This is a genomic window from Pseudomonas sp. M5A4_2d (assembly GCF_053345295.1).
The window spans coordinates 642541-657826 of the sequence record NZ_JBKEZW010000001.1; the positions used below are offsets into that span (position 1 = coordinate 642541).

At 59.6% G+C, this 15286-nt stretch carries 15 protein-coding genes; 8 read left to right on the forward strand and 7 right to left on the reverse strand.

What is annotated here, in order from left to right; genetic code table 11:
* Window positions 1-6 precede the first annotated feature (6 nt).
* Window positions 7-1368, reverse strand: coding sequence for an MFS transporter (locus ACLBW8_RS02955; RefSeq protein ID WP_221295271.1), 1362 nt, complete (start codon window positions 1366-1368; stop codon window positions 7-9).
* A gap of 338 nt (window positions 1369-1706) precedes the next feature.
* On the opposite strand from ACLBW8_RS02955, the gene ACLBW8_RS02960 reads away from it, so the two are divergent.
* The 6 genes from ACLBW8_RS02960 (at window position 1707) to ACLBW8_RS02985 (ending at window position 7430) form a co-directional block, all read left to right on the forward strand.
* On the forward strand, window positions 1707-2417 hold the full coding sequence (locus ACLBW8_RS02960; RefSeq protein WP_064453291.1) for a FadR/GntR family transcriptional regulator: 711 nt from the start codon (window positions 1707-1709) through the stop codon (window positions 2415-2417).
* Window positions 2418-2441: 24 nt separating this feature from the next.
* Window positions 2442-3173, forward strand: coding sequence for a tRNA (adenine(22)-N(1))-methyltransferase (locus tag ACLBW8_RS02965; RefSeq protein ID WP_447804535.1), 732 nt, complete (start codon window positions 2442-2444; stop codon window positions 3171-3173).
* A gap of 219 nt (window positions 3174-3392) precedes the next feature.
* Window positions 3393-3965: an ATP phosphoribosyltransferase regulatory subunit gene (locus tag ACLBW8_RS02970; protein WP_447804536.1), complete on the forward strand. Its 573-nt coding sequence runs from the start codon at window positions 3393-3395 to the stop codon at window positions 3963-3965.
* 89 nt (window positions 3966-4054) lie between these two features.
* A complete protein-coding gene (locus ACLBW8_RS02975) occupies window positions 4055-4354 on the forward strand; it encodes a DUF3144 domain-containing protein (RefSeq protein WP_064453288.1) in 300 nt (99 codons plus the stop codon).
* Window positions 4355-4583: 229 nt separating this feature from the next.
* Complete coding sequence (locus ACLBW8_RS02980; RefSeq protein WP_064453287.1) at window positions 4584-6641, forward strand: methyl-accepting chemotaxis protein; 2058 nt, start codon at window positions 4584-4586, stop codon at window positions 6639-6641.
* Window positions 6642-6803: 162 nt separating this feature from the next.
* Complete coding sequence (locus ACLBW8_RS02985; RefSeq protein ID WP_064453286.1) at window positions 6804-7430, forward strand: glutathione S-transferase family protein; 627 nt, start codon at window positions 6804-6806, stop codon at window positions 7428-7430.
* Between the two features lie 38 nt (window positions 7431-7468).
* Here the strand turns inward: ACLBW8_RS02985 and solA are convergent, their stop codons facing one another.
* The 5 genes from solA to ACLBW8_RS03010 all read right to left on the reverse strand — a co-directional run bounded on the left by solA (window position 7469) and on the right by ACLBW8_RS03010 (window position 11040).
* Window positions 7469-8638: an N-methyl-L-tryptophan oxidase gene (solA, locus tag ACLBW8_RS02990; RefSeq protein ID WP_447804537.1), complete on the reverse strand. Its 1170-nt coding sequence runs from the start codon at window positions 8636-8638 to the stop codon at window positions 7469-7471.
* 303 nt (window positions 8639-8941) lie between these two features.
* A complete protein-coding gene (locus ACLBW8_RS02995; RefSeq protein WP_064453285.1) occupies window positions 8942-9292 on the reverse strand; it encodes a hypothetical protein in 351 nt (116 codons plus the stop codon).
* A gap of 46 nt (window positions 9293-9338) precedes the next feature.
* Window positions 9339-9878 carry an NADPH-dependent FMN reductase gene (locus ACLBW8_RS03000; RefSeq protein ID WP_447804538.1) on the reverse strand — a complete coding sequence of 180 codons (540 nt, stop codon included), beginning with the start codon at window positions 9876-9878 and terminating at the stop codon, window positions 9339-9341.
* 11 nt (window positions 9879-9889) lie between these two features.
* The gene (locus ACLBW8_RS03005; RefSeq protein WP_064453284.1) at window positions 9890-10516 is read right to left on the reverse strand and encodes a LysE family translocator; all 627 of its coding nucleotides are present in this window, start codon (window positions 10514-10516) and stop codon (window positions 9890-9892) included.
* A gap of 68 nt (window positions 10517-10584) precedes the next feature.
* On the reverse strand, window positions 10585-11040 hold the full coding sequence (locus ACLBW8_RS03010) for a VOC family protein (RefSeq protein ID WP_262665619.1): 456 nt from the start codon (window positions 11038-11040) through the stop codon (window positions 10585-10587).
* Window positions 11041-11171: 131 nt separating this feature from the next.
* On the opposite strand from ACLBW8_RS03010, the gene ACLBW8_RS03015 reads away from it, so the two are divergent.
* Together ACLBW8_RS03015 and ACLBW8_RS03020 are read left to right on the forward strand one after the other, a co-directional pair.
* The gene (locus ACLBW8_RS03015) at window positions 11172-11915 is read left to right on the forward strand and encodes a BPL-N domain-containing protein (protein ID WP_447804539.1); all 744 of its coding nucleotides are present in this window, start codon (window positions 11172-11174) and stop codon (window positions 11913-11915) included.
* Window positions 11916-12187: 272 nt separating this feature from the next.
* Entirely contained in the window at window positions 12188-13261 is a 1074-nt protein-coding gene (locus tag ACLBW8_RS03020; protein ID WP_447804540.1) for an NAD(P)/FAD-dependent oxidoreductase, read from the forward strand.
* A gap of 345 nt (window positions 13262-13606) precedes the next feature.
* Here the strand turns inward: ACLBW8_RS03020 and ACLBW8_RS03025 are convergent, their stop codons facing one another.
* Window positions 13607-15262 (reverse strand): methyl-accepting chemotaxis protein, encoded by a 1656-nt coding sequence (locus tag ACLBW8_RS03025; RefSeq protein ID WP_447804541.1) that lies wholly within the window; start codon window positions 15260-15262, stop codon window positions 13607-13609.
* Between the last annotated feature and the right edge of the window lie 24 nt (window positions 15263-15286).

Sequence of the window (15286 nt, forward strand, 5' to 3'; positions counted from 1 at the left end):
ATAAGCTTAAAGAGGTTTGCTGAGCGGGGCGCCCGTGGGCACGCCGCTGTGTGGCGTCAACACCGCAGAGGGCGAGGTCTTGGCAAAGAACACCAGGATTGCGGCGAGCACCGAGGTGCCGGCCAGGCCGTAAAGGCCGCCCTGAATCGAACCCGTGGTCTGTTCCAGAAAGCCGAAAGTGGTTGGGGCTACGAAGCCGCCGAGGTTGCCGATGGAGTTGATCAGCGCAATCACGGCGGCGGCGATGCGCACATCCAGGTAGCCCTGGGGGATCGGCCAGAACAGCGACGAAGCAGATTTGAAACCGATGGCCGCAAAGCAAATCGCGATAAAGGCAAAGATCGGCCCGCCGGTGGTGGACATGAACATGCCGACTGCGGCAATCAACAACGCGGCGGCCACCCAGGCTTGCTGGAACTTGAACTTGCCCGACAGCGCAGCGAAGGCGTACATGGCGATGATCGAGATCAGCCAGGGGATCGAGTTGAAGAGGCCGACCTGCACGTCACTCAGGTCGCCCATCTTCTTGATGATGCTCGGCAGCCAGAAGGTGGCGGCGTAAATCGTCAGCTGGATGCAGAAATACAAGGCGCAGAACAGCAGGATCTGGCGGTCCTTGAGCAGCTTGCCGAGGGTCGGTTTGACGCTGGTCAGCGCTTCACGCTCGCGCTGTTCCTGGTCGATGGCGCCCACCAGCGTGTCTTGCTCTTCGCGGGTCAGCCATTTGGCGTCGTGGGGTTTGGAGTCCAGCCAGAACCACACGAAGAACCCCAGTGCGACGGAGGCCAGGCCCTCAAGAGCGAACATCCACTGCCAGCCGTGAAAGCCGAACCCTTCGATTTGCAATAGGGCGCCCGACAATGGGCCGGAGATCAGCGACGCAACCGCCGAGCCGCTGAGGAAGATTGCAATGGCTTTGCCGCGCTCCACACCGGGCAACCAGCGGGTGAAGTAGTAGATCACCCCAGGGAAAAAGCCGGCCTCGGCCACGCCCAGCAGAAAGCGCAGGACATAGAACTGGGTTTCGTTCTGGATGAACGCCATCAGCGTGGCGACGATGCCCCAGGTGAACATGATGCGGGTTAGCCAGATTCGCGCGCCGACCTTTTGCAGCAGCATGTTGGAGGGCACTTCAAACAGCGCGTAGCCGATGAAAAACAGTCCGGCGCCCAGGCCGTAGGCGGCCGCGCCGATGCCCAGGTCATGCTCCATGTGCGTACGCACAAAGCCGATATTGACCCGGTCGATGTAGTTGAGGATGAACATGATCACGAACAGCGGGAGCACATGGCCCTTCACTTTACTCACGGCGCGCGCGAGGACCGAATCACGTTCTGAAGCGACAGATGCATGGCTTGAATTGTTCACAATTCAAAACTCCCCCTGATTTATTTTTATGCGGGTTTGCGTGTTTTGTTGATAGACATCATACAAGTTGATTTCTTGGTTTCGCAATCCGGTGGGTGATGTATTTGTTCTTATAAGGCCGCCAGCCAACTGGGTTTATTGGTTATTAGCCTATATATAAAGGGTTGAGCCGCCTTTTTTGAGAGGGGTTATGAGCGCTGGTACCTTCAAGTACAGAAAATGGGGTGTGACTCTAAAAGGTTGGTTGTCATACAAGTTGGGTGGTTCGTTAATCAACCCAGCGTCGCCGCCAAACAGGGTGTTAAGCTCCCATCAGCCCAACCCCGTGGACCCTGATGATGCCCATTGAAAACCCAAGCCTTGTGCGTAAACGTCCCAATAACCTGGCCCAGGGCGTGGTCGACGCGCTGACCCAGCGCATCCTGCTCGGGCAACTCAAACCCGGTGAAAAACTGCCGTCGGAATCCACCATCGTGCTTGAGCACGGCGTGAGCCGAACGGTGGTGCGCGAGGCGATTTCCAAGCTGCAGGCTTCCGGGCTGGTAGAGACGCGTCACGGCATCGGCACCTTTGTGCTGGAGCCGCATGCCCAGCAGGGTTTGCGTTTGCATGTGGACACCGTCGCCAGCGTGCGTAACATGCTCGAGCTGCGCCTGGGCCTTGAGGTGCAGGCCGTGGCGCTGGCCGCCCTGCGCAGGAGTGACGAGCAACTTGCGCGCATGCGCGAGGCGTTGAACGACTACCAGGCCTCGCTCGCCAACAACGACAGTTGCGTGGAGGAGGACAAACGCTTTCATCAACTGATCGCCGAGGCCACCGGCAATACCTTTTTTACCGAGATCATGCTGCACCTGGGCAATGCGATGATCCCGCGCACTCAGGTCAAGGGCGTCGAACGCGGCGGGGCCGACTTCGCCAAGCTGGGGCAGTTGGCGAACCTGGAGCATGAGGCGATCTTCAATGCGATCAAGCGTCAGGACCCCGATGCGGCGCGGGCCGCCATGGTGTTGCACCTGACCAACAGCCGGGACCGGTTTTCGGGTGAGTAATTTTGTGGTGATAAGGAACAACCGTTGAACGAACACACATTGTCCATGCGCCTGGAGCGCGTGGCGGCGCAGGTGCCGGTGGGCGCGCGCCTGGCCGATATCGGCTCGGATCACGGCTACCTGCCGGTGGCGCTGATGCGCCGTGGCGTGATCACGGCGGCGGTGGCGGGGGAGGTCGCGACCACACCGTTTTACGCGGCCGAACGCACGGTGCGCGACAACGGCCAGGAACAGCACATCAGCGTGCGCCTGGCCGATGGTTTGGCGGCCATCGAACCCAGTGACGGCATCACGGCGATCAGCCTCTGCGGCATGGGCGGCGAGACCATTCGCGACATCCTCGACAGCGGCACGGCGCACTTGAGTGGCCGCGAACGCCTGATCCTGCAACCCAACGGCGGCGAACAACCCTTGCGCCAGTGGCTGATGGACAACGGCTACCAGATCCTGCACGAAGAGCTGCTGCGGGAAAACCGTTTTTACTACGAGATTATTGTCGCCGAGCGCGCCGAGCCGGTTACCTATACCGCCGAGCAGCTGTACTTCGGCCCGCTGCAAATGCAGGCCCGCAGCCCGGTGTTCCTGGCCAAATGGCAACGCATGCTGCGCCAGAAGCAGAAGACCTTGGCCGGCTTTGAGCAGGCGCGCCAGGCCGTGCCGGAGCAAAAGCGGCAAGAGATCGCCCGGCACACGCGATGGATTACTGAGCTGTTGGCTTGTAACCCTTCCCAGGGCTGTGCAAAGATCAGCCCATGACTGAATTTTCGCAAAGCAACCGCCATCACCACCACGGACCTTCCCTCAGGTGCCGCGGTTGCTTGCGCTCACTGATTGACCAGAACCTCTGATCATTCAATGAACCACCCCCAAGGCGCCCACGGCGCCTTTTTTATTGCCTTGAAAAAATGGAGATTCAACACATGACCATGCTGCGCGGAACGCGAATTGTGACGGGTAAAGAAGCGCAAATGATGCGTGAAACAGAGGGCCGTTTCCGGAGCTATCTTCATCGAAGCGGGTGCTGAAGAAGCCATCGTGCCGGCACTGTGGGGCCAGGACACGTTTATCGAAAAAGCCGGCGGCAGTGAAATCATCGGGCAGATGTGGGCTTTCGACGACAAGGCGGGCCGCCAGTGCTGCCTGATCCCGGAAGCCACCGCACTGTTCCAGGAACGCAGCGCCGTTTTGCTTGATGGGCGAGCAGAGGCGATGTTTTTCTACGTGGCGCGGTGTTACCGATATGAGCGACCTCAAGCCGGTCGCTATCGCGAATTCACCCAGCTGGGGTTGGAGATTCTCAGCCCCGACCCTGCGTTGGCGTTACAGCGCAGCCAAGCCCTTTGCACCGGGTTTCTGAATACGCTCGGGCTCGACTATGAGCTGAATCTGGCGGTGAAGCGCGGGTTGAGTTACTACCTGCAAGGCAATGGCTTCGAAGTGCGCTGCCCGACATTGGGTGCGCAACAGCAGGTCGTGGGCGGCGGCGCTTATCGAGAGGGCGCCGGTTTCGGCATCGGCCTTGAGCGGTTGGTGCTCGCCTTGGCGTGATGTTCAAAGACGCCTCCCCGGAGGCGTCTCCTCGGCGGCGGCCGGATATGCTCCAATAGCGGCCTAATTTGCCCTCCAGGAACCCGATCATGGCCGACGCCACCGACCAAGCCTTCTACGACCGTGCAGACGCCCATATCGAACTGTCGAACGAACAGCTCAAAACCTGCGAAAACCTCGGCGAGGTCAGCGCCTCAATGATGTTCGGCACCACCCGCTTCAACGCCTGGGCCAGCGCACGCAATTTCAAGTCCGGCGCCGAAATGGCCGAGGCACGGGAAGCGATGCTGAAGTATTTCTGTGATCAGTACCGGATGATGCTCGAGGATAATCTGGACGATCACATTAATAATTTCAGTCAGTACATGCTGGTTAAAGCAACGGATTGAATGACGCGTACCGGGGCGAGCGCTGGGTGATGGCGGGTCGAGTTACCGTTTCACTCTCCCATTGAGTGCTTTCGCCCCATTTTCGCGCACGCCCGCGCATTTTCTCCTCGCCGCACGGCCTATCTGCGGCCTCTGCACCAACGGCCCGTATCTTGCTAGATCCAACTTAATCAATGACATGGCATTTTGCTTCTAGTCATTTCCAGGTTGTTTTCGGGAGCGGTCAGTCATGCACACTCTTCTATCACCCGGTATCCGCTTGCTCGGCCGTTTCGGTTTCGCGCGCAAGTTCCAGGTGCTGTTCTTCCTGTTCATGCTGCCCCTGGCCGGAAGCCTGTGGATGATCGGCCAGGACTACCGCGACAAACTCGCGGTGATTTCCAGCGAGCAGTCCGGCGTTCGCCAACTGTTGGCGCTCGATGCACTCGATGGCCAATTGACCGCGCAACGCAACCAGGCGGCCCGCTGGAAAGCCCTGGACATCCTGCACACCCCGACGCCCGCCGCCCAGGCCGCGATGGACAAGGTGGATGCCGGCAATCCCGTCATTATGCAAAGCCTGCAAACCCTGGGTGATGCGCTCAAGGCCCAGAACGCCAGTGTCGACACATTGGCGCGTTTCGAGGCGTTGCAGGCGACGGTCAAGGGGATGGACACTCAGTCCCTGCGCACCGTGGGCTGGTGGCCGGACGGTTACGACCGTTTCACCGCTGCCCTGACCGCCATGCAAACCCTGCGCGAGCAGATCACCCTGGACACGGGCCTGATCCTCGATCCCTGGCTGGAAACCTACCTGCTGATGCAGATTTCCAGCCAGCACACGCCGGACTTGATCGAGCGCATCGGTCGCACGGCAAGCGTCGGGCAGTCGTCCATCGCGTCCGGCCAGTTCACCTTGCAAAGCCGTTTGCAGATGCGTGACCTGCGTGGCCGTATCGGCGATGCACGGGACCAGTTGGTCAAGGCCGCCGCTTCGCTCAAAGCCAAGCAATACGCGGGGCTTGAGCCGTGGACGGCGCAATACGAAAACAGCCTGCAGTTGCTGGATAACGAACTCAAGTCCCTGGACGACGGCGTATTTGGCGGCACGATCAAGCTCGACACCGCCGCCTTTGATCGCAGTGTCGACGGCATGCTGGGCGCGTTGGGCGCGTTGCGCAGCCAATCGCTGCACTCACTGGATGAGCGCTTGAGTTATTACCACGACCGCTCACTCAAGCAGTTTATTCCAGTGGTGGCCACGTTCAGCCTGCTGGCCTTGGCGGCGCTGTACTTGTTCAGCTGCCTGCAAGCCTCGATCCGGCGCAGCGCCAGTGGCATCACCACGCTTGCCGAGTCGTTGCGCGACGGCAACTTGTGCGTCGAGGTGGCGGTAGAAGGGCGTGACGAACTGGCGGCGATCAGCACCGCGCTCAACGTCGCGGTGATGCAACTGCGCACCAGCCTGCTGGGCGTTAACCACGAGACCCAGCAACTGGGTTCAACCGTACTCACCCTTAATTCGCAATCGGGCAGCACGCTCACCGAGGTCGAAGACCAGCAGCACCAAATCAGCCAGATTGCGGCCGCCGCGACGCAACTGGCAGCCACCTCGATGGGGGTCGCCAAAAGCTGCGAACAGGCGTCGGGCAGCGCGCAGCAGACTCGGCGCATTGCCGAAGACAGCAGCCGTGACAGCCAGCGCACCACGGCCAGCATCCAGCAACTCAACCAGCGCCTGACCGACACGGCCAACGCGTTGGAACAAGTGAGCCAGCAGGGCCAGCAGATTCAATCAGTGGTCGACACCATTCGCGGCATTGCTGAACAGACCAACCTGCTGGCGCTCAACGCCGCGATTGAGGCTGCGCGCGCCGGCGAACAAGGCCGTGGTTTTGCCGTCGTGGCAGATGAGGTACGCAGCCTCTCGCAACGCACTCAGGCCTCCACGGCGCAGATCGCCGGCACGGTGGACAGCCTGCGCGCGACCGTGAGCCAGGCCGTGAGCCTGATGAGCGCCGCGTGCGAACAGGCGCTGACCGACGCTGAGTCGGTCACCGGGCTGGGCACACGCCTGGGCGAGATCGCCGGCGCGGTGCAAAACGTCACCGACACCCTGGCGCAGATTGCGGCGGCGGTGGAAGAACAGGCGGCGACGGCGGATGAAGTGAGCGGCAATATCCAGCAAGTCGATCAGGCCGCAGGGCGTTTGCTTGACGGCGCACGTGCAGTCAACCAAGCCGCCGATACGCTGAGCAAAGGCAGCAAGGCGTTGAGTGAAAATACCGCGCGGTTCCGGCTGGTCTGATCCCCCATCCCGAGCTGACGGTGTATTTATTGGGGCGAGCGGGGCAAACCCGCTCGTCACCGCGTCGGCGTTGATCCCGGTTATACATTCTCTTGAGGGCACTCCCTGCTGCCAGTGTAGTCTGCTCTTACACACCCTGGTTTTTGCCCAACGGAGCCCCTCATGATCACTGTTCACCATCTCAACAACTCCCGCTCGCAACGTATCCTCTGGTTGCTCGAAGAGCTCGGCCTGCCTTACGAGGTCAAGCGCTACCAGCGCGACCCGAAAACCAACCTCGCGCCGCCTGAGCTCAAGGCGATTAACCCACTGGGCAAATCCCCGGTCATCGAAGACGGTTCCCTCGTCTTGATCGAATCTGCCGCCATCATCGACTACCTGATTCGTCGCCACGGCCAAGGTCGCCTGCAACCTGATCCTGCTACCGCCACCTACGACAAATACGTGCAATGGCTGCACTTCGCCGAAGGCTCGGCCATGCTGCCGCTGATGCTTAACCTCTACGTCGGCCGATTGGGTGAGGCGGGCGCACCGTTGCATCCGCGTATCGAATCGGAGTTGGCCAATTACCTGGGCTATCTGAACGACGTGCTGGCGGATACGCCGTACCTGGTCGGTGACGAGCTGAGTGGCGCGGATGTCCAGATGAGCTTTATCGGCGAAATCGCCAAGGCGCAAGGCAAGTTGCAAGCCTATCCGAACCTGGCAGCCTGGGTGCAACGCTTCCAGGCACGCCCCGCTTACCAGAAGGCAGTGGAGCAAGGTGGGGAATACGCGTTCGCCAAATAAAGCAGGTCAGGGGGCCGGTGTGCCCCCATTCCCTGTGCCTACCGACCTTCGAAGCGCTTCAACGAAAACGACGACAGGTCGAGGTCACTCGAGCCGCGTATGCACCATTGCGCAAACGCCTCGCCCAGCGCCGCCGAATGCTTGAAGCCGTGCCCCGAACATGGCGAGACCACCAGGGTGTGCTGCAGCGAAGGGTGTTCGTCGATGATGAAATGATGATCCGGTGTCACGGTGTAGGCGCATACCGCCGACTTGACCACGTTGGCCGTGACCCCGGCGATACGACCTCGTACCTGCTGTTCGTACATCTCCTGCCCTTGCGCCGCCGAGACCGTGCGGTCCAGTGTCTCGGGGGTGGACGTGGTGTGATATTGCGCCGTGGCAAGTTTCAAGCTGCCTTCGCCGGGCTGCGCGGGAAAGCCATAGTGGCACTGATCCTCGCGCCGGCCGTGTGTGAGGATGTAAGTGGGTGATTTCCCCACCAGATCCGCGTCCGGCTCAAGCTCAAACCAGAACAACTGTTGCCGATAGACGCTGAGCAGCCGATCAAACGGCGCCCCGAGCAAACCTCCCGCCCAGTTGCCCGCACTCACCACCAGCTTGTCGGCCTGTAGCGTGCGCCGGTCGGTGGTCACCGTCACACCGTGCGCGTCGGAGCTGATGTGAATTACCGTCTCGCCCTTGTACAGCGTGGCGCCGAGTTGCTCGGCCAGCTTGAGTTGCACCTCAATACAGCGCTCCGGGCGCACAAACCCGCCGCCCGGCTCGTAGTAGCCGATGGCGCTGTCCGCCACCTTGGCGAATTGGGGGAAACGTTGGCGAATCTGCGCGGCATCCAGCACTTCATGGTCGATGCCATAGGTTTGCGCCAGGCCAATCGTACGCAGGGTGAAGTCGGTTTTATCATGGGGGTCAACGTCATCGCTGGACGTCAGCACCAGCAACCCAGACTGCTCAAACAGTGCTTCTCCCGACACCGCTTCCAGCTCGCGCCATATACGGTGCGAATTGCGCACGATGGGCACGTATTGCGCGCCTTCGCCGACTGACAGCCGCGTGATGCGAGTGTCGCCGTGGCTTGAGCCAAACGTATGGGGCGGGTGATGACGGTCGATACCCGCGACGTTTACACCGGCTTTCGCCAGTTGGTAGACCGTGGCGGCACCCATGGCGCCCAGGCCGATGACCAATGATTCATAGCGTTCCAAGGTTGATCCTCGCGTAGGGGGAGGCGAACAGTTGAGGGGGATGTGCAAGAAAAACAATCAAAATTGGGGCTGGCCTTGAGGGGCTGGATTTTCCTAATAGACACTCAATGCGTGGAAACATCGAAGCGGCCTCACCTGCGTCGTTCGTGATGCAACACGAATACTTTCCACAATCGCCCGGGCTTGCTAAGTCGAATCGTCTGTCGGCTCATCTTCGCAATAGTTACGCTGATTCGGTATGCAGTTTCATCGTCGCACTGCGCTTGAGCATGTGCGCGCGCTCCTTCATGGATGAGTGGAGGCTCAGGCCAGGCGTCGGCGCCAATCGCCGCCATGCTGGGCGCTGCAGGCCTCTTCTGAATCGAAGCGTACGCAGCGCTCCATTGGCACCGGGGCCACTTCGGCGTCGTGCAACGCAGCAGCGGTCAGTTCCCGCATGCGTTGCTCGGCTCCGGTTGCCAGGGCGTGGTCCAGGTTGGCCCGCGTGTCGAACACCCAAATCACCCGCAGGCTTTGAGGGAAGGTGGCGTAGTCCACGGTGTGCGTCAGCCAGTCGAAGCCTGGAATTTCGGCTTTGGCGATTTCACAGGCTTCGGTGAGGGTGGCGACCAGGCGGCGTTCGATACGGGCGTTGTCGCGTTTGGTTGAGGGCATAGGAACTCGGGTGAGGGCAATGATTGAAGAGTGTTCTGAGCGTGTTCTAAAGAACGCTCATCCGTGAATCAATATGCGTCGCCATGTTTTCCAGGGACAGCCGGATGCGCTCACTGACTTCGTGATCTTGCACCAACTGATCGAGCGAGGCTTTTGATGCCAGCAAATTCACCGTGAATGACGCGTCATCCACGATCACGGCTGACAGGGTTTCCAGCACCAGGCGTAAAGCCGCCTGTGCAGCGCTGGCCCTGGGGGAGGCGTTGTACAGCGCAACGGGCATGCCCGCAAACGCCTCCAGGCTCACCAGCCAGTCCAGCATATTCTTGAACGACCCGGGTATTCCCCGTGCGTATTCCGGGCAAGAGATCAGCAGGCCATCGGCCCGGCTGATTTGGTCGTACAGATCCAGAACAGCCGCGCCCGGCGTATTCAGCAGGTCGGGATTGAAGTGCGGTAACTGGCCGATGCTGTCGTAGGAGGTGATCGAAACACCCTGTGGGCAAAGCCGGACAGCGGCGGACAACAGCATCGAGTTGGAGGAAGCCTCTCTCAGGCTTCCCGAGAGTGCAAGAAGATGAATCATCCAAGGTGTCCTTATCGCTGCTGGAGCGCAATTTTCAGCCCCAGGCCCATAAACAGCGTGCCGATGATTTTGCCTTCCCACTGGCGCAGCCTGGAAAGCCCTTTGAACCCTCGGCTCAACGGGCGGACGGCGATGGCAAGCAAACTGGTGTAAACCGCGCTGAGCCCCGAAAAGATCAAGCCCAGTAGCGCAAACTGTACCAGCGATGAGCCCGATTCCGGATGAACGAATTGCGGCAGGAACGCCAGAAAGAAGATCGCGGTTTTCGGGTTCAGCACCTCTGCGCCCACGGCCTGGAAATACGCCTGACGCGGTGTCACCGCAGGCAACTCAAGCCGTGCATGTGTGCCGGTTTTGGCCATGAACGCCCGCACGCCCAGGTAGATTAAATAAGCCGCACCCGCCCATTTCACCGCGTTAAACGCCGCCGCCGAAGTCATCAGAATCGCCGATAAACCCAGCGCCGCACACAGGGTGTGAATCAGATCGCCCGAAGCCACCCCCAGCCCGGTCGCGATGCCGACCCTGCGCCCGCCTTGAATCGTGCGGGTGAGCACCAGCAACACAGAGGGGCCAGGGATCAGGAAAAGGCCAATCACCACGGCGACGTAAGTGACGAGGGAGGCGAGTTCAAACATGGCGGGCTATCTCGAAATAGGTCACGGCGTACAGTTATCCTCATGTCTTGGGGCAATGCAACGTCATTTCAGGCAAACGCCGCGACGATAAACGCCTCCAGCCCCTTCTCCTCCAGAATCTCGATAGAGAAATGCCCAAAGCGCTTGGGCAACCAGATGATGCGTTTGCCGGAGGGCGAGCGCAGGTCCTCAAGGCTCAATGGCCTGCCGTTTTCATCCTCCGGTTGCACACCGGAGGCGACCAATTCGGCATAGGCCACCTCGATGTCCGGCGTCGTGTAGCAATGCCGATAAATCATCCCTTCGCCGTGGGCGTCCAACAGCTCTCGCAGGTTGCCCGCCAACGGCTGAACCAACATGAACCGCTCCTGGCCCATCAACGCAATCGCAAAACGCACATGCAGGCCGCCGCGCTCCCACACCTGGGTGCTGGAGATTTTGGCGTTGAGAATCTTCGCGTAGTAGGCACATGTCGCTTCAAGGTTCTCGACCAGCACGTCGACGTGACTGAATTTCAGATCCATTGCTTGCCCTCTGGCGGATGTGGGTACACGCGACAGTAGCCGATTTACAACTGTTAACGTATTCAAAACAGCATTCGAGATAGGCTCTGGCGGGCACGTCTGGATCAGCCCTGTTTAATGAGCCCACTACCATGCACCTGCCCGCCACCGCCGCTGCGCTTCTTGCGTTTGCCACGCTGCAAGCGCCTTTCGTACATGCCGCCACGCCCATCACCCATGTCGCCATCTACCGTGGCCCGGCAGGCTGCGATGACTGTTCCGAGAGCGTGAAAAGAGCATTGCAGCGGCTCAGCCCGACTTATCAGATCGACTTTGTGGGCGCCGATGAATCCGTCGACATCACGCCACACAACCTCGCGCGCTATGACCTCTATGTGCAACCGGGCGGCGGCCAGGATATCCCCGCCGCCCTCGACAGCCTGGGTAAGGCGCGCGCTGAAGCCATTCGCGACTACGTCGCCAAGGGCGGGCGCTATTTGGGGCTGTGCATGGGCGCGTACCTGGCGGATAACAGCAACCTTGGCCTGATACCCCAGGACCTTGATTCCGAAGCGGGCAGGCCTGGGTTTGAAGTGGCGGGCATTGCGGATGCGTCGGTGCGGGTTGTGTGGGAGGGGAAGGCCGACAGTGTGTTTTATCAGGACGGGCCGTACTTTCCCAAAGCGGATGGGGCGTCGCCTTACACAACCATTGCGACCTATCACAACGGTGACGTGGCGGCGGCGCGGTATACGTATGAGAAGGGCGTGGTGGTGCTGAGCGGGCCGCATCCGGAGGCGGGGAAAAAGTGGTTTGAGGATGCGGGGATAGCGGTGAGTGAGATGCCGCGGGGGGAGTTGTTTGGGTCACTGATGCGTGGAGTGGAGGAGGAGTAGCGTTTTTGGAGAGGCTGCGATTTGTAGTTGTGGTCTGAGCTCTAATTCCCGTCCGTTCTAACCGTGCATTAAGTTCTCAGTAGGGAGCGCCTACCTGGGTCTGCCAATTTAGGTCTCCTGCGAACGATCAATTTTGGCTGAAATCGGTTAGTCGTAGCTGGCAGCTATCGGCCGTAGCAGACACTCAGAAAGCGTCCTGAACGATAAGGTTCTCATGTCATGAAATCATCCAGCTGTCGTACCATCGATACATCGACGGAACGGAGGTTGATATGGGAAATGGTCAGGGCAAACGAGTCGTTGTCATTGGTGCAGGCATCGTTGGCGCGTCATTGGCGTATCACTTGGCAGTTAAAAGCGCGAATGTCACTTTGGTAGAAGCTGAAGATATAGCGTCGGGAGTGACAGGCAGCTCATTCGCTTGGCTCAATGCCTCACACCCCGAACCTGACCCAATTGCGCAACTGCGCGGTTCTGCCATCAAGGAGTACCGGCGACTCGAAACGCAGCTGCCAGGTCTGGAGATACGATGGACAGGTGCCTTGTCCTACAGCGTGATGGCGATTGGAGCGCTACCGATCTCAGGTCACCAGGCTTCGGCAAACCTAGTGTCTCGATCGCAAATTCTCGACCTTGAACCAAATCTCAAGAACCCTCCCCAGTCTGCTATGTATGCGGCTGAAGAAGGAGCGCTGGACGCAGTGGCAGCTACGCATGCGTTGATCGCAGGTGCCCAGGCGCATGGGGCGAAGATTCTCACTCAGACGCGCGTGCTCGGTTTTGTAACCCAGCGTGCAACGGTTACCGGAGTGGAAACAACAATAGGCATCATCAATGCCGATATTGTCGTACTGGCAGCCGGGACAGGCATCACGAAGCTGGCAGACATGCTTGGAGCGTCCCTGCCAATAGAGGCATCTCCTGCCATTTTCATCCGTTACAAGTCACAACCCAACCTCGTGCACACCATCATCTCCAGCCCTGAAATGGAAGTGAGGCAAAGTTCGGATGGTACGTTGCTGGCAGCAGAGGATTACCTGGACGACGCCGTGGAAAATCAGCCGGCAGCGATAGCGCTTCGAACTGCCAAGATAATCCAGAACGAACTCCATGGTGTTGTTTCCATAGATACGGGACGGGTTTGTGTCGGACTCAGGCCCATGCCTGCCGATGGCATCCCCATCATCGGTTATCTACCCAAAGTGGATGGCGTCTACGTTTGTGCAATGCACCCTGGAATTACTTTGGCGGCGACAGTGGGACGTCTGGCCAGCGAGGAGATCATCGATGACAAGGCGTCCAGTGCCCTTTGCCCGTGCCGGCCAGATCGATTTTTGCAAGCGTAGGGGGATCCTCTTGTAAGGCAGAAATCGGCCAAAGGCAGACGCTCAAAAATGGCAGGTATTGCAAAATTGGGGTCAGACCAAAAATCTTTCCCCTTTTTTCTTGGGGCAGACCACGAATATCTCCCCCTCTTTAAAAGCATGAACCAAGCTGGGCAGACTTTCTCAAGTCCGATGATATGCTCGGCGCGAAAGTGGGTTTATTGGGTATTGAAAATAATCCGGGACAGACCACGGTTAATCTCTCCTGTTAGTCGTCTGTCACCTAATGCCTACGGCCTGCTAGCAGTAGGGGCTGTTGCCGTTTCACTCGCAGCAACGCGGCTCGCGATGAAACGGCAACAGACCCTAAAGCTGAAAGCGCGAGATGTTCTCTCGCAATGTCACGCTGGTGCGTGCCAGTCCTTCGCTTTCCTGCTGAGCGCTGCGGAAGGCTGCAGCGGATTGCTCGGCGCTTTCGCTGACGGTGACGATGCCCCGGCTGATCTGCTCGGCAACGGTACTCTGCTGCTCGGCGGCAGCGGCGATTTGGTGGTTCATGCCGTTGATTCGCTCGATCATGGTTACGATTGTGCTTACCGCGTCACCGGCCTCGGAAACGCCGGACACCGACTGCGCACTGGAGCGTTTGCAGCGTTGCATATGCTGCGAGGTCTCGTCGGCAATTTTCTGCAGACTGGCGATCAGTCCCTCAATCTCTGAGGTGGCCTTCTGGGTACGCTTTGCCAGGCTGCGCACCTCGTCGGCTACCACTGCGAAGCCGCGTCCGGCCTCGCCAGCACGGGCAGCTTCGATGGCTGCATTGAGGGCCAGCAGGTTGGTCTGGTCGGCCACCGACTTGATCACTTCAAGTACGCCGCCGATATTGCCGGTTTCATCCTTCAGCCGGACCATGGCCATGTTGGACTGTTCTATTGTCTCGGCCAGCTCGCCGATCATGTTGACGGCATCTTTGGCCTTCTGCTGGCTGTACAGGGCCGCGCTATCGGCCTCGCTGGCGGCACTGGCGGCGGATTCCGCATTGCGCGCGACATCCTGCACGGTGGCGGCCATTTGGTGAACGGCGGTGACGATCTGCTCGACCTCGCACTGTGCCATGGCCACGCTTTCGGCGTTTCTCAGGCTCGATTGGCTAAGCTCCTGGCTGGAATCGGCCACGGTCTGTGAGGACAGGTTTATGCCCTTGGTCATGTCCCGCAGGTTCTCCTGCATGCTCAGCAGGGCGGCCATGATGCTGGCTTGTGGTGGCTCAATCGTGCGCTCGCTAGCGCGCAGATCGCCCTGGGCAACCCGTTGGGCGAGCTGGTTGAGTTCACTCGGTTCGGCACCCAGCGCGCGCAGCAGGTTGCGGCTGATGACGTAGCCCAGTACCGCTGCTAGTAAGACGGCCAGCGCAGTAATGACGAGCAGCAGGTTGCGTTGAGAAAGATAGTGTGCGTCATTTTCGCTGACCTGCAGGTCTGCCTTCTGGTTGGTGTAGCGCAGATATTGGCCAATTGCCTGGGTCAGCTCGGCCAGTAATGGTGTGCACTGCTCGCTGACCATGCGCAGGGCCTCGTCGTTTTCACCCTTGAACAGGTGCTCGGCAATGGTGTGCGCTACCGGTTCGTAGCGGCTCTCGACCTGCTCGATGGTTGAGAACAGTTCACGTGCTTTGGGCGACACATCATCATGGTTATCAATTGCCTGGCGTAGCGCGGCGAGGCTGCTGGCCACCATTTGTTCGTTGGCGGCAATCGCGCCCCGCTGCTGTCCTCTCGCAGTGACATTGCTGTTCAAGGCGATGTTACGCAGGGCAATCGCGCGCTGGGCGGCGGCGTCGTTCAGTGTGTTGGCCAGGCGGGTGCGTGCATCAATGCCATTAACGTAGAGAAAAAAGTCCTTATTGCTGTTTGCCAGGGCGTACAGCGAGATAGCGGCGATCAGCAACATAAACGCGAGCAGGCTGGCATAGCCGGCATAGAGACTGGTCCGTGTAGAGAGCCGGGGAGTGTGCGATGGCATGGCGTACCTGCGTAATGGGAGGAG

Excerpts from the sequence above, each read along its gene's own strand:
- ACLBW8_RS02960 (WP_064453291.1), top strand. The coding sequence starts at position 1,707 with ATGCCCATTGAAAACCCAAGCCTTGTGCGTAAACGTCCCAATAACCTG.
- ACLBW8_RS02975 (WP_064453288.1), top strand. The coding sequence starts at position 4,055 with ATGGCCGACGCCACCGACCAAGCCTTCTACGACCGTGCAGACGCCCAT.
- ACLBW8_RS02980 (WP_064453287.1), top strand. The coding sequence starts at position 4,584 with ATGCACACTCTTCTATCACCCGGTATCCGCTTGCTCGGCCGTTTCGGT.
- ACLBW8_RS02985 (WP_064453286.1), top strand. The coding sequence starts at position 6,804 with ATGATCACTGTTCACCATCTCAACAACTCCCGCTCGCAACGTATCCTC.
- ACLBW8_RS02995 (WP_064453285.1), bottom strand. The coding sequence starts at position 9,292 with ATGCCCTCAACCAAACGCGACAACGCCCGTATCGAACGCCGCCTGGTC.
- ACLBW8_RS03000 (WP_447804538.1), bottom strand. The coding sequence starts at position 9,878 with ATGATTCATCTTCTTGCACTCTCGGGAAGCCTGAGAGAGGCTTCCTCC.
- ACLBW8_RS03005 (WP_064453284.1), bottom strand. The coding sequence starts at position 10,516 with ATGTTTGAACTCGCCTCCCTCGTCACTTACGTCGCCGTGGTGATTGGC.
- ACLBW8_RS03010 (WP_262665619.1), bottom strand. The coding sequence starts at position 11,040 with ATGGATCTGAAATTCAGTCACGTCGACGTGCTGGTCGAGAACCTTGAA.
- ACLBW8_RS03015 (WP_447804539.1), top strand. The coding sequence starts at position 11,172 with ATGCACCTGCCCGCCACCGCCGCTGCGCTTCTTGCGTTTGCCACGCTG.
- ACLBW8_RS03020 (WP_447804540.1), top strand. The coding sequence starts at position 12,188 with ATGGGAAATGGTCAGGGCAAACGAGTCGTTGTCATTGGTGCAGGCATC.
- ACLBW8_RS03025 (WP_447804541.1), bottom strand. The coding sequence starts at position 15,262 with ATGCCATCGCACACTCCCCGGCTCTCTACACGGACCAGTCTCTATGCC.